Annotated in this window: 14 protein-coding genes; 7 read left to right on the forward strand and 7 right to left on the reverse strand. The window is 61.9% G+C overall.

Annotated features, from left to right (window positions below; all coding sequences use genetic code 11):
* Positions 1-17: 17 nt before the first annotated feature.
* Positions 18-866, forward strand: coding sequence for a hypothetical protein (locus ACR3EN_RS01210; protein WP_480819447.1), 849 nt, complete (start codon positions 18-20; stop codon positions 864-866).
* A gap of 110 nt (positions 867-976) precedes the next feature.
* Here ACR3EN_RS01210 and ACR3EN_RS01215 read toward each other — a convergent pair whose 3' ends face one another.
* Complete coding sequence (locus ACR3EN_RS01215) at positions 977-1,426, reverse strand: low molecular weight protein-tyrosine-phosphatase (protein ID WP_480819446.1); 450 nt, start codon at positions 1,424-1,426, stop codon at positions 977-979.
* 28 nt (positions 1,427-1,454) lie between these two features.
* On the opposite strand from ACR3EN_RS01215, the gene ACR3EN_RS01220 reads away from it, so the two are divergent.
* The gene (locus tag ACR3EN_RS01220; RefSeq protein ID WP_480870248.1) at positions 1,455-2,159 is read left to right on the forward strand and encodes an NAD-dependent deacylase; all 705 of its coding nucleotides are present in this window, start codon (positions 1,455-1,457) and stop codon (positions 2,157-2,159) included.
* Positions 2,160-2,219: 60 nt separating this feature from the next.
* Positions 2,220-2,828, forward strand: coding sequence for an HdeD family acid-resistance protein (locus ACR3EN_RS01225; RefSeq protein WP_480819444.1), 609 nt, complete (start codon positions 2,220-2,222; stop codon positions 2,826-2,828).
* 68 nt (positions 2,829-2,896) lie between these two features.
* Here the strand turns inward: ACR3EN_RS01225 and ACR3EN_RS01230 are convergent, their stop codons facing one another.
* The 6 genes from ACR3EN_RS01230 to meaB all read right to left on the reverse strand — a co-directional run bounded on the left by ACR3EN_RS01230 (position 2,897) and on the right by meaB (position 6,854).
* Entirely contained in the window at positions 2,897-3,361 is a 465-nt protein-coding gene (locus ACR3EN_RS01230; protein WP_480819443.1) for a copper chaperone PCu(A)C, read from the reverse strand.
* A 45-nt stretch (positions 3,362-3,406) separates the two neighbouring features.
* The gene (locus ACR3EN_RS01235; protein WP_480819442.1) at positions 3,407-3,757 is read right to left on the reverse strand and encodes a hypothetical protein; all 351 of its coding nucleotides are present in this window, start codon (positions 3,755-3,757) and stop codon (positions 3,407-3,409) included.
* Positions 3,758-3,830: 73 nt separating this feature from the next.
* A complete protein-coding gene (locus ACR3EN_RS01240; RefSeq protein WP_480819441.1) occupies positions 3,831-3,974 on the reverse strand; it encodes a hypothetical protein in 144 nt (47 codons plus the stop codon).
* 179 nt (positions 3,975-4,153) lie between these two features.
* Complete coding sequence (rpmB, locus tag ACR3EN_RS01245) at positions 4,154-4,441, reverse strand: 50S ribosomal protein L28 (protein ID WP_008756960.1); 288 nt, start codon at positions 4,439-4,441, stop codon at positions 4,154-4,156.
* A 119-nt stretch (positions 4,442-4,560) separates the two neighbouring features.
* Positions 4,561-5,754, reverse strand: a complete 1,194-nt coding sequence (locus ACR3EN_RS01250) for a Hint domain-containing protein (RefSeq protein WP_480819440.1) — start codon at positions 5,752-5,754, stop codon at positions 4,561-4,563.
* A gap of 116 nt (positions 5,755-5,870) precedes the next feature.
* Positions 5,871-6,854 (reverse strand): methylmalonyl Co-A mutase-associated GTPase MeaB, encoded by a 984-nt coding sequence (meaB, locus tag ACR3EN_RS01255; RefSeq protein WP_480819439.1) that lies wholly within the window; start codon positions 6,852-6,854, stop codon positions 5,871-5,873.
* A gap of 74 nt (positions 6,855-6,928) precedes the next feature.
* Between meaB and ACR3EN_RS01260 the strand changes: the two genes are divergently transcribed.
* The 4 genes from ACR3EN_RS01260 (at position 6,929) to ACR3EN_RS01275 (ending at position 12,347) form a co-directional block, all read left to right on the forward strand.
* Positions 6,929-7,651, forward strand: a complete 723-nt coding sequence (locus ACR3EN_RS01260; RefSeq protein WP_480843459.1) for a DUF3108 domain-containing protein — start codon at positions 6,929-6,931, stop codon at positions 7,649-7,651.
* Positions 7,652-7,693: 42 nt separating this feature from the next.
* Positions 7,694-10,135, forward strand: a complete 2,442-nt coding sequence (gene hrpB, locus ACR3EN_RS01265; RefSeq protein ID WP_480870250.1) for an ATP-dependent helicase HrpB — start codon at positions 7,694-7,696, stop codon at positions 10,133-10,135.
* Between the two features lie 183 nt (positions 10,136-10,318).
* Entirely contained in the window at positions 10,319-10,777 is a 459-nt protein-coding gene (locus ACR3EN_RS01270; protein ID WP_480819436.1) for an NUDIX hydrolase, read from the forward strand.
* A gap of 91 nt (positions 10,778-10,868) precedes the next feature.
* The gene (locus tag ACR3EN_RS01275) at positions 10,869-12,347 is read left to right on the forward strand and encodes an inorganic phosphate transporter (RefSeq protein ID WP_480819435.1); all 1,479 of its coding nucleotides are present in this window, start codon (positions 10,869-10,871) and stop codon (positions 12,345-12,347) included.
* Positions 12,348-12,410 lie beyond the last annotated feature (63 nt).

The following is a 12,410-nucleotide window of genomic DNA, read 5'->3' on the forward strand; positions in this document are numbered from 1 at the left end:
TGCTATGGGCAGTCGTTGTGATCACCATTCTGACACTGGCGTTGTCTTTATCGTTTGTTGTGCAACAACTCGATGGCAACATCAGAATCAGGTACTTATACTTGCATCATTTTCCAATTGTTGGCCTGTCGATCATCTTGGGTTTCTTTAGTATTCCAAAGCTAAATGACGTCGTCATCGCACCCAATATGGTCAGCCATGTCCCAACGCAAGTGTGCGTATGTCTATGCGGTGCCACCTTCATCATTTGGACTGGGTTCCTGGCGTTTCGCGCTCCAATCGCGACATGGCTTTCTTCAGCCAACAGTGCGCCGCTTTTGACGTTGGGACCCGGAACATTGTACTTGTTCTTAGGCATAATCGGCAGCCTTCGCGCCATTTGGCCCATGCCTGAAGAAGAACACGCCAACAGTATGGTCACCCTACGCAAAACACATCTGGTCGCACGCGCATTTGCCGCTATTTTTGCATTTGCAACCAGCGGTATCATTTTGGGTTCGATCATTTTCTTCAAAGCCCCGACAACCAATCTCACGATTTCATGCTCCATCATGCTGTTTTGTTTGGCCGCTGTCCTTGGTTCTTTGCGGTTAAGCGTGGGGAACTTTGAAAAACCTGTGAAATTGTGGAATATCGCGCTGCAATTCCTCGTCGCCGTGGCGGCAATCTTCATCATAAAACTCATCACGCGCCCGTTCGTTTTTCACACACATCTATTCGAAACTTTTGAAGAAATTGTCCCAATATATCCAAGGGTTGAAAACGTGCTTATGCTGCCGTTTATTGTGTTCGCACTGACCAGTTTAGCGCTGGCACTGTCGCATCTGGACAAGGCCAGACACGACGGGGATCACGTCTACACTTAGCTCTGGTATCGTTGTTCGGATTATTGGAAGATGCTCCGCTTCGGATCTTGTTGCGCCACTCAGACAAAAGCCGCCGCTAAGCCTGGGGTGTGTCAAAGATACACGCCCCGCTACTGCTGAGCCCGCAGATGCGCCTCAAGCCCTTGCAGCGCCTCTTCGATCAGGTTCAGAGCGCCATCAAAATCGCGGGTGTAGTACGGGTCGGGGACGTGATCCGCGCCGGTATGGGGTGCGAAATCGGTCAGCAGGTGGACGGGGGTCTCGTTGCCCTCGGGGCGCAGGGCCTCGATTGCGGCGATGTTGTCGGTATCCATGCCGATGATCAGGTCGAAACGGGTGAAATCCTGCGCCACGAACTGACGCGCGCGCAGGTCGCCAAGGTCGATGTCGCGCGCGCGGGCAGCTTGCTGCATCGGGCCATAGGGCGGCTTTCCGACATGCCAGCCCGCTGTTCCGGCGCTGTCGGTCTCGTGGTGCGGGGCGCGGGCGCGGAAGGCGCCTTCAGCCGCGGGTGAGCGGCAGATATTGCCGAGGCAGACGAATAGGATACGGTGTGTCATGGCAATGGGTCTAGCGCGTGAGGCGAGTATGGGAAAGATCGTCATTCTGACCGGGGCCGGGATTTCCGCCGAAAGCGGCCTGGGCACCTTCCGCGACGAAGGCGGCCTGTGGGCGCAGCACCAGATCGAGGATGTGGCCACGCCCGAAGGTTTTGCCCGCAACCCGGCCTTGGTGCATGGGTTCTACAACGCGCGGCGGGTGCAGGCGGCTAAGGCGCAGCCCAACGCCGCGCATCGGGCGCTGGCGCGGTTGCAACGGAACTGGCCCGCAGAGGTGATCATCGTCACCCAGAATGTCGACAGCCTGCACGAGGCCGGAGGGGCCGCGCGGGTGATCCATATGCATGGCACGCTGGCCGGGGCTTTGTGTGCGGCCTGCGGGCATCGCTGGACCTCACCGCCCGAGATGCAGGTGGGCGAGCCCTGCCCGGCCTGTCAGCAACCCTCGGCCCGGCCTGACGTGGTGTGGTTTGGCGAGATGCCCTATTTCATGGATGAGATATTCGACCATCTGACGGAGGCCAGCCTGTTTGCCTCGATCGGGACCTCGGGTCAGGTCTATCCGGCGGCGGGTTTCGTGCAAGAGGCGCGAGCCGTGGGCGCGCGGACGGTCGAGCTGAACCTTGAACCCTCGGCGGGGGCGTCGATGTTTGACGAGGCCCTGCTGGGGCCTGCATCCGAAGTGGTGCCGCGCTGGGTGGACGGGCTGCTGGCGCAGGGTGACACGCGATAGGGGCAGACAGCAGCGCAGTTTCCCGTCTATGGTGCTGAGAACACGAAAAGAGTGAGTGATATGACTGATCTACCGCCCCAAGACGGAGAAATCCTTGATGATGCCAGCATCAATGCCCGCGATACGCTCAGCGACAATCTGGCCAGCCTGTGGTGGACCTTTTTGCTGCGCGGGATACTGGCCGGTCTGATCGGGATCGCGGCGCTGTTCTGGCCGACCGGCAGCATCACGGTTCTGCTGCGGCTGGTCGGGGTGCTGCTGATTCTGGATGGCGCGCTGACATGGCTGGGCTTCGGACGGCGCGGGTTGATCGGAGGCGTTGGCATTGGCACGGCGCTGATCGGGCTGGTGCTGCTGATCTGGCCACAGGGGGTGGCGTGGCTGGCGTTTACGCTGATGGGGGCGATGGCGCTGTTTGTGGCCATTGGGTCCTTCATGGCGCTGCCGCAGATGCACCCGCAGGATCCCGAGCGCGCGACGGTGCGCAATTCCGGCATCGTGGCGCTGATCATCGGGCTGGTGCTGATCTTCTGGCCCGGCAGCGGCATGGTGGCGCTGGGTTGGGCGATAGCATTCTTTGCGCTGACCTCGGCGGTGGTGATGTTCTTTCTGGCGGCACGGTTCAAAAAGGCCGGCGACCGGTTGGGTATGAAAACCGTCAACCACTAAGGCAACAGGCCGGGCAAAGCCCGGCCTGACGCATGGATGAGGGCTGCAGAGCAGCCCGAAGACAGGCGTCAGTTCGAGTGCCCGTGGCTGTCCTGACGCTCAAGATCGACGGGGATTTCAATCATTACCTCTCCGGCGTTCTCGAAAATCAGCGTCACCGGCAAGGTCGCGCCTTGTTCGAACGGCGCTTTGAGCCCCATGAACATGACATGATCCCCACCACGCTTCAGCATGTGGATCTGACCGGCCGGTATGGCAAAGCCTTCCTCGACATGGATCATCTTGGCAACGCCGTTTTCGTCAACCTTGTGAGTGTGCAATTCAACCCGGTCGGACACATCCGAGGTCACGCCGATCAGGCGGTCATCGGTATCGCCTTGGTTTTCGATCACCATAAAGGCGGCTCCGGCCTTGGCATGTTTGCCTGCCGAGCGGGCATAGGGATCCTCGACGACGATGACATCGGCAGCGAACGCGCCCGAAGTCAAAGCCAGAGTCGTCAGAGTCGCAAGCAGGGTGGATTTGAGGGTCATTTTAACCTCTCCTTCGTAACAGTCTGATTAACCTTGATATGAGTGTTACAATAGGATCGGTGGCGCACGCGCCGGATGGCGCGGCAGCGGCGCGGCGATCAGGTCATTCGCCCGCAACAATGGGGCTGGTAAAGCCACAGACGGGGCCAGAGGCAATGCAGCGGGTGCCTCATGAATTGCCCCCAACAGGCTGAGCGCATAGTCGGGACAGTAATGCGGCGCGCGGGTCGGCTGGCCGTCTTCATCCATATAGACAACGACAGGCCCGGTCCCGGTGCACAGCACCATCTGCCCGACCGGGCGGTCCACACCACGGGATACGGCCAGCCCCTGCCCGGTCAGGATCACCAGCAGGGACAGTGCATAAGGCAGGAATGTGCGGAAAAAGCCTGTCATCTCAGCCGTGGGATACACCCCGCAGCGATACCACTTCAAGCGGAAAGGCCGGGCTGAGACAGTGTGGCCCGACTCAGCCTTTCGGAGGCTTAACCGTCTTGGCGTTCATCCCGGTATGCAAACGATTTACACGACGCTGCATCCGGGTGCAGCGGGACACTGCGGTCGCAATCGCGGATGGCAAGAACAACAGGAAATTCGTAACTTTGAAAGACATGAGGACCCCCCTCAACAAGAATATGCACGAACATATGCAGTATTCAGCAGGTTATCTGTGAACAACATCACGAAGCAGGTGCTTTTTATTGCGGTTTTGCAAACAATCGAGTCATGACAGCAGCGAAAAAGGCCCCGCACCGGAAGGTGCAGGGCCGTAATCTCTGGTGAGAAAAGGACTTAGGCCGAGGCTTGTGCCTTGGCGATTTCCTTTTTCACTTTCAGGGCGTTTGCCGACAGCTCATCGTCCTTGGCTTTGGCCAGGAACGCGTCCAGACCACCGCGGTGGTCGACCGAGCGCAGGGCAGCGGCCGAGATGCGTAGCTTGACGCCGCGGCCCAGAGTCTCGGACTGCAGGGTTACGTCGTTCAGGTTGGGCAGAAAACGACGACGAGTTCTGTTTTTGGCGTGGCTGACATTGTTGCCAGTCATCGGGCCTTTTCCGGTCAGTTCGCAACGGCGCGACATGGTTTCTTCCTTTGTTTCTGGAGGCCGGGTACAAGACCCGCGGCCAAATCACAAGGGGCGCAACCCGAAGTCGCGCCCGAAAACTGGTTGGATGCGTGTAGTGGGAATCGCCCGAAGGGTCAAGACGGGTGCGGCGAAATCTTTGCGCGCCCGTCGAATTCCTTTCTGGCGCAGGGCGCGGGGGCCTGCAACAGGGGTTTGTTGTTCTTCAAATGGCGCGAGATCAGCTGCGCCTGCAGCCGCCCGCGCGGGATCGGGCGGGCCGGGTCGGCGGCGTGATCCATATCCATCAACTCGGGGAAAATGGCGAAAATCTCTTGCCGCGCCGCCGGGCTGAGCGATTTCAGCGCCTCGGGACCGGTGAACAGGCTTTCGGTCGGGGCGTCTTCGGCAAAGATCACCTGATGGCGGTCGAACAGCAGGTGGAAGTATTCGACGCTGTCGACGGTGTCATCGACATAAATCCCCGGCAGCGCGGTCAGCTTGATGGCGGGGATCAGCACTTCGGCGGCCCCGAACATACGTTGGGCGATCTTGGACTGCACCAGCATCCGGTGCTGGCGCGAGACCAGAAGATCGCGCTGTGGCAGGCCCCGGCCCAGCGCGCCGGCCAGAATGCGCACCGGCCAGAGCCGGGGATTGGCCCGCAACGTCGCGCGTTCGAACCGCCGCCGACCGATCCATCGAATCGGCTGAGGCCCCTGCCCCAGCGTGGAAATCAGGTCTCCGGCCTGCAGGGACTGAACCGGGGCGGGCCCCTGCCCCGTGGCAATCAGCGTGTCGAGGGTGAAACAGGGGATGCCCGCGCCGCCATCGAACGAGCGATAGCTGACGGTCGACCCCGAGGGCAGCGTGAACGAACCGGTCGACAGGGAATAGCTGACGCCCTCCTCGACCGTGAAGGTGCCGAAATTGTTGTCGGTGACGACCGTCCCCACCGGCAGGTTCAGGGTATCGGTGCCCGCCCCGCCGCGCAGGTCACCGCTGACCGTGGTGCTTTGAAAATTCAGCGTGTCGTTGCCGCCGCCCAGTCGAATACTGTCTACGTCGGACCCGCGCACCGTCACGGTGTCGCTGCCGCTGCCGCCGGCGATCAGGCCGCCGACGGTGCTGCTGGTGATGACGATATCGTCGTTATCCTGATTGCCGCGGATGCTGCCGGTGACGGTGCTGCCGGTAACGGTGATCGTGTCATCGCCGGCCTGCCCGCTGATATTGTCAATCGGAGACCCTTGCGGCGTCCCGTTCAGGGTGCCGGAGTCATTTGTGACTTCAATATCGTCATCGCCATTCGTGCCGTTGATATTGGGCATATGCGGCGGCTCCTGAACACTCGGTCAGCGGGTGTAATGCCCTATCGTATCACGATTTTCGCCACCGGTCAGCCCGGGATGCAATCGGAGGGTTAACCGTTGCCAGGCCGGTACACCTAGGCCTGTTCCGGCATCAGCGCGCGCAGCATCTGATCGGCGGCAGCCGAGGGGCTGAGCCGTCCGGTGGTGACCTCACTTCCCAAACGCTCCATCTCGGCGCGGGCCTGCGGGGCCGAAAGGCGCGCCAGCAGGGCCTGCCGGACCTCTTGTTCGAACCAGTATTGCGCCTGTTGCGCCCGGTTGGCATCCCAGTGCCCGGCCTTGCGCCGCGCGGCGCTGAGCGCCTGCATCTCGTCCCAAGCCTGTTCCAGCCCGTGTTCTTCGACCGCCGAGACGGTCATGGCCTTGGGGAACCCTTCGGGGTCCTGCGGGCGTTTGCGCAGCAGGCGCAGCGCCCCGGCATAATCGGCGCAGGTGCGGGTGGCGGTGGCTTTGAGGTCGCCATCGGCCTTGTTGATGAGGATCATATCCGCCATCTCCATGATGCCGCGCTTGACGCCCTGCAACTCATCGCCGCCCGCCGGGGCCAGCAGCAGCAGGAACAGGTCGGACATCTCGGCCACAACGGTTTCCGATTGGCCGACACCGACGGTTTCGATCAGCACGACGTCGAACCCCGCCGCCTCGCACAAAGCGATGGCCTCGCGGGTGCGGCGGGCGACGCCGCCGAGGTGGCTTTGGCTGGGAGAGGGGCGGATAAAGGCGTTTTTCTCGCGGCTCAGGCGCTCCATCCGGGTTTTGTCGCCCAGAATCGACCCGCCGGAACGGGCTGAGCTGGGATCGACCGCCAAAACCGCGACGCGCAGCCCCTGCCCGGTCAGCATCATGCCGAAGGCTTCGATAAAGGTGGATTTGCCGACGCCCGGCGTGCCCGACAGCCCGATGCGCAGCGCCTGTCTCTCGGCCCGCGCCAGTTGCTCCAGCAACGCCGTCGCCTGTTCGCGGTGATCGGCGCGACCGCTTTCGACCAGCGTGATGGCGCGGGCCAACGCCCGGCGGTCTCCGTTCAAAATCCTGTCACCAAGGCTGTCCATCTGCATTCCGAACCTAATTGTATTCCGCAGGACCAGTTGCCTTTGCCAAAGGTGATTTGTCCAGAGCCAAGCGCTGAGGAATGACCGTGATACAGACTGTTCGCGCGCCTGTTGTGCTGATGTTGCTGCTAAGTCTACCGATGGCGGCGCTCGCCGAAGTGGACCAGAGCCGCTTTGCCCTGCGCGCGCTGGGGGTCAAAGCTGGCGAGTTGACGCTGAACGCTGAGATCAGTGCCAGTCGCTATGCGGTGGCGTCGCGACTGGAGACCACGGGGCTGGCCTCGGCCATCAAACGGGTGCGGTTCGAGATCGCGGCGCAAGGCGATCGTCGGGGTGCGCGATTTGTTCCACAGCGCTATGTCGAGGAGCAGGTGGCGGGCCAGCGCGAGACGCGCGTGCGACTGGATTACACGAGAGGTGTGGCGCGGGCCAGCGGAACCGAGATCAGCAACCATGGCAATCACGCGGTGACGGATGCACAGCAACGCGGGGCTGTGGACCCGCTGACCGCTATCTTCATGGTACTGCGGGACAAGCCACCGGAGGAACTGTGCGGGTTGCAGCAGAAGATTTTTGACGGAGAGCGGCTGACCGAGATCGCCCTGACCCAACGTAGCGCGCAGGGCGATAACGTGCTGTGCAGCGGGTATTTCACGCGGGTTGCGGGATATCGTCCGGGGGATCTGCGGCAGGGCAGCCGGTTTGCCGTCACCGTGACCTATGCGCCTGCGGGGCCGGTGATGCGGGCGGTGCGAGTTGATGCGGACACCGTGTTCGGAGACGCGACGATGGTGCGGAAGTAGCAGGAACTGGACCTCTGCCCGCCTTTGACGGATAAAGCGCGGATGACGACGCGCTTGCCCATTGATGATGCAATCCCCGAACTGCTGGATGCGCTGCGCGCCCATGGCCGCGCCGTGCTGCAAGCCCCTCCGGGTGCGGGCAAGACCACCCGTGTGCCGCTTGAGATGTTGAAGGCGAACCTTTGCGGGGGTCGGATCGTGATGCTCGAGCCGCGGCGACTGGCTACGCGCGCCGCCGCCGAGCGCATGGCCGAGACGCTGGGCGAACCGGTGGGGCAGACCGTTGGCTATCGCATGCGCGGTGAAGTCAAAATCTCCAGCAGCACACGGATCGAAGTCGTGACCGAGGGTATTCTGACCCGCATGCTGCAAACCGAGCCAGACCTGCCGGGTGTCGGCGCGGTGATTTTCGATGAGTTCCACGAACGGTCCCTGAACGCAGATCTTGGGCTTGCGTTGTGCCTTGAGGTGGCCGGCGCACTGCGGGATGACCTGATGTTGCTTGCCATGTCAGCCACCCTTGATGCCGAACCGGTGGGGCGGCTGATGGATGCGCCGTTGGTGACATCCGCAGGGCGCAGCTATCCCGTTGAAACCCGCTGGCTGGATCGGCCTTTGGGGGCGCAGGCGCGGCGGCTGGATGACCTGATCGATCTGGTGGTACGGGCAGAGCGCGAAACGTCAGGCGGGATGCTGGTCTTCCTGCCCGGCGAGGGTGAGATCCGCCGCGCTGAGGCCGCGTTGGCCAGCCGTTTGCCCGAAACATGCACGGTACGCCCCCTGTTCGGCGCCCTGCCCTTCGCGGCTCAGCGTGCGGCGATTACGCCCGTCAAAGGTGGGCGTAAGGTGGTGCTGGCGACGTCCATCGCCGAGACCTCGCTGACTATTCCCGATATCCGTGTTGTGGTCGATATTGGGCAAGCGCGGCGGGCCCGGTTCGATCCCGGTTCGGGAATGTCTCGGCTGGTGACCGAACGGGTGACACGTGCCGAAGCGACACAACGCGCGGGGCGCGCGGGCCGTGTGGCGGCCGGGGTCTGCTATCGTTTATGGGCCAAGGGCGAAGACGGTGCACTTGCCGCCTACCCACCGGCCGAAATCGAGGCGGCTGACCTGACCGGGCTCGCTTTGGAACTGGCGCTGTGGGGTGCTGGACCCGGGGACCTGGCGTTTCTGACGCCTCCACCCGAAGGGGCGATGGCCGAGTCGCGGGCTTTGCTGCAGATGCTGGGCGCATTGGACAGCACCTTGCGGATCACGGATCATGGGCGCAAGCTGGCGGCGCTGCCGCTGCACCCCCGCCTAGGGCATATGCTTGTGCGTGCAGGACCAGACGCTGCGCCCTTGGCCGCGCTCATGGCGGACCGCGACCCGCTCAGAGGTGCCCCGGTTGACGTGTTGCTGCGGCTGGAGGCGCTGCGCGATGTCCGTGCGTTTCAGCGTAACCGGGTCTGGCAGGTCAATCCGGGGGCGTTGGACCGGATCAAAGCTGAGGCCAGGCGCCTGAAGGCAAAGACCACGGGCAAAAGCCATCGGGGCCCGGCCGCGATGGCAGCGTTGGCCTATCCCGATCGGATCGGGCAGCGCCGCAAGGGCGATGCGCCGCGCTATGTCTTGTCGGGTGGCAAGGGCGTGGTACTTGAGAGCGATGATACGCTGGCGGCTGCGCCTTATCTTGTAGTGATCGATACGGATGGAAATCCACGCGAGGCGCGCGGACGCATGGCCGCGCAAATCACCGAAGGCGAACTTCGCGATCTGTTCAGCGACCAGATCGTGTGGGTCAACAGCTGCGTATGGTCCAAGCGCGACCGCCGCGTCGTAGCTCGTCGGCAAGAGCGGTTCGGGGCGATTACTCTGGACGACCGCACCTGGAAAGACGTTCCCGAAGACGATGTGGCGCGCGCGATGCTGGACGGAGTGCGCGATCTGGGCCTCCGCCTACAGGGGGCTGCGGCCCGGCTGGCGACGCGGGTCGAACTGGTGCGGGCGGGCGGCGGCGACTTGCCCGACTTCTCGGAACAGGGATTGCTGGATGGGCTTGAGACCTGGCTGCTGCCAATGCTCTCGGGTGTGCGCAGCGCTGAGGACTGGAAGCGCTTTGATCCGCTGCCCGCGCTGCGCGCCCGGCTCGATTGGGCACAAGCTCAGGAGCTGGACCGCCGCGCACCGGGATCGTTCACGACGCCTCTGGGCCGCAAGGTTCCGATCGAATACGGCGGCGCGGTGCCCGAGATCTCAGTTCGGCTGCAAGAGCTGTTCGGCGTCACGCAGCATCCGGTCATCGGGCAAGAGCCGCTTAAGATCACACTGCTTTCACCCGCCCAGCGCCCGATTCAGATCACCCGTGATCTGCCCGGTTTCTGGGCCGGGTCTTATGCCGATGTGCGCAAGGACATGCGGGCCCAATACCCGAAACACCCATGGCCCGAAGACCCGACTCTGGCTGACCCAACCCTGCGTGCAAAACGGCGGACACCCTAAGCAGGGGCGCGTGGGTTTTCCGGCCAAACCTGCGCAAATCTTGACTTAAAGGTCACATTCCCACCCCTATTCCATTTAATTCGGTCAAAATCACCCAATTTCCAACAGAAATATTGTCTCGGGCGGTATACATTACTAGTTAGTATCTCAATGTAAGAATGATCTGGTTCAGACAGGCGCTCTATGACGAAATGGCTGCGTAATATCTGGGAAGAAGTCGCCCGACCGATGATCCTGCGCCCCAGCCGGGTGCAGGTTGCAGCACTGTGCACCCGAAGCTCTGGCGCAGATGATGAGGTTCTGCTGATCACCAGCCGCGATACCGGTCGCTGGATCATCCCAAAAGGCTGGCCAATTGACGGGCTGGACGGGGCTGAAACCGCTTTGCAGGAAGCGTGGGAAGAGGCTGGCGTGCGCGCGACGGATGTTCGCAAAGACCCGGTTGGCCAATATTCGTACAATAAAATCCTGAAAGATGGCTCGGCCCAGCCGGTGCAAACAAGCGTCTACCATATTGAGGTTAGCGAACTGGCTGACGACTATCCCGAAGTCGACCAACGCACGCGCTGCTGGGTCTCGCCCGGGGTCGCTGCAGAGCGGGTGCAAGAGCCCGAGTTGCAGGATCTGCTTCGGCAGATGTAACAATATTGTAAAATATTGATGACAGCTGTTGCCGCCCCTTGATGAAAGGAGTAGCGGCCTGAGCCAATCTAAACAGGCCCCGGCACTTCAGATGTCTGACACGACCCCCAAATCCCGCTGGCACGCACTGGACAGTGATCTTCACCGTATTTCGCGCGTCGAACATGCCAACGCATACGTTGCCCGCCCCATGCTTGCCCCCGGCATTGCTTTGGCCTTCATTGCCTTGGCAGGTCTGACCGCAGCTGTGCTGTTTGGTCAGGCCGAAGGTGGGCTGATTGTGGCGGCCGCAGCCGCGTTCGGCGCCTATATGGCGATCAACATAGGGGCCAACGATGTTGCCAACAACATGGGCCCGGCTGTTGGCGCCAACGCACTGACCATGGGCGGTGCCATCCTGATCGCGGCCATTGCCGAAAGCGCTGGCGCGCTTCTGGCCGGGGGCGACGTTGTCTCGACCATCTCAAAAGGCATCGTCGATCCCGCTTCTGTCCAGAACAGCGAGGTTTTCATCTGGGCTATGATGGCGGCGCTGATCTCGTCCGCGCTGTGGGTCAATCTGGCAACTTGGGTCGGCGCGCCCGTCTCGACAACCCATTCGGTGGTGGGGGGCGTGATGGGCGCAGGTATCGCGGCGGCAGGGCTGAGCGCGGTAAGCTGGGGCATTATGGGCGCGATTGCGGCCAGTTGGGTGATCTCTCCGGTGCTGGGCGGAGTGATCGCTGCAGGGTTTCTGGCGCTGATCAAATCGAAAATCCAGTATCAGGACGACAAAATCGCGGCGGCCCGGAAATGGGTGCCGATACTGGTGGCCGTGATGGCAGGTGCCTTTGCCACCTACCTTGCGGTCAAGGGATTGAAGCGGATTGTCAAAATTGATCTGCAAATGGCTTTGCTTATCGGGCTGGCATCCGGCAGTTTGGCCTGGGCCGCGACGGTGCCTTGGGTGCGCCGCAAATCTGAAGGATTGGAAAACCGCACCCGATCTTTGAAAACCCTGTTCGGGTTGCCGTTGGTGATATCTGCGACTTTCCTGAGCTTTGCACATGGGGCCAACGACGTGGCAAACGCGGTTGGCCCGCTGGCGGCGATTGTGCATGCGGCCGAGTTCGGAGATTTTGCCGCGAAGGTCTCGATCCCAAGTTGGGTGATGGTGATCGGAGCATTCGGGATTTCCTTCGGGTTGTTCCTGTTTGGGCCGAAACTGATCCGCATGGTGGGCAGCCAGATCACCAAGCTGAACCCGATGCGCGCCTTCTGCGTTGCGCTTTCTGCCGCGATCACCGTGATCGTCGCAAGCTGGTTGGGATTGCCGGTCAGTTCGACACATATCGCCGTGGGTGCGGTGTTTGGCGTCGGGTTTTATCGGGAATGGCATGCGGATCGCCGGTGGAAGCTGTCGAATCGCCAGCGCCCGGCCGAGTTACGCTTGGCCCGGGAAGAGCACCGCCGGCGCAAGCTGGTTCGGCGATCGCATTTTATGACCATCGTGGCCGCTTGGGTGGTGACCGTCCCGGCAGCCGCAGCGATGTCAGCAGCGATTTACTGGGTGCTGACCGTATTTGGCTGACACTGGAAGCCTGCGAAGCGTTGCCTCACGATCGGATGCTTTTTGAAGGAGAAAAAGTAGGGG

The sequence above is a fragment of the Ruegeria sp. G7 genome (assembly GCF_056535465.1).

Coding starts and splice junctions, on each gene's coding strand:
- ACR3EN_RS01270 (WP_480819436.1), top strand. CDS start 10,319: ATGACGAAATGGCTGCGTAATATCTGGGAAGAAGTCGCCCGACCGATG.
- ACR3EN_RS01215 (WP_480819446.1), bottom strand. CDS start 1,426: ATGACACACCGTATCCTATTCGTCTGCCTCGGCAATATCTGCCGCTCA.
- meaB (WP_480819439.1), bottom strand. CDS start 6,854: ATGCAGATGGACAGCCTTGGTGACAGGATTTTGAACGGAGACCGCCGG.
- ACR3EN_RS01260 (WP_480843459.1), top strand. CDS start 6,929: ATGACCGTGATACAGACTGTTCGCGCGCCTGTTGTGCTGATGTTGCTG.
- ACR3EN_RS01220 (WP_480870248.1), top strand. CDS start 1,455: ATGGGAAAGATCGTCATTCTGACCGGGGCCGGGATTTCCGCCGAAAGC.
- ACR3EN_RS01275 (WP_480819435.1), top strand. CDS start 10,869: ATGTCTGACACGACCCCCAAATCCCGCTGGCACGCACTGGACAGTGAT.
- ACR3EN_RS01230 (WP_480819443.1), bottom strand. CDS start 3,361: ATGACCCTCAAATCCACCCTGCTTGCGACTCTGACGACTCTGGCTTTG.
- rpmB (WP_008756960.1), bottom strand. CDS start 4,441: ATGTCGCGCCGTTGCGAACTGACCGGAAAAGGCCCGATGACTGGCAAC.
- ACR3EN_RS01235 (WP_480819442.1), bottom strand. CDS start 3,757: ATGACAGGCTTTTTCCGCACATTCCTGCCTTATGCACTGTCCCTGCTG.
- ACR3EN_RS01240 (WP_480819441.1), bottom strand. CDS start 3,974: ATGTCTTTCAAAGTTACGAATTTCCTGTTGTTCTTGCCATCCGCGATT.
- hrpB (WP_480870250.1), top strand. CDS start 7,694: ATGACGACGCGCTTGCCCATTGATGATGCAATCCCCGAACTGCTGGAT.
- ACR3EN_RS01225 (WP_480819444.1), top strand. CDS start 2,220: ATGACTGATCTACCGCCCCAAGACGGAGAAATCCTTGATGATGCCAGC.
- ACR3EN_RS01250 (WP_480819440.1), bottom strand. CDS start 5,754: ATGCCCAATATCAACGGCACGAATGGCGATGACGATATTGAAGTCACA.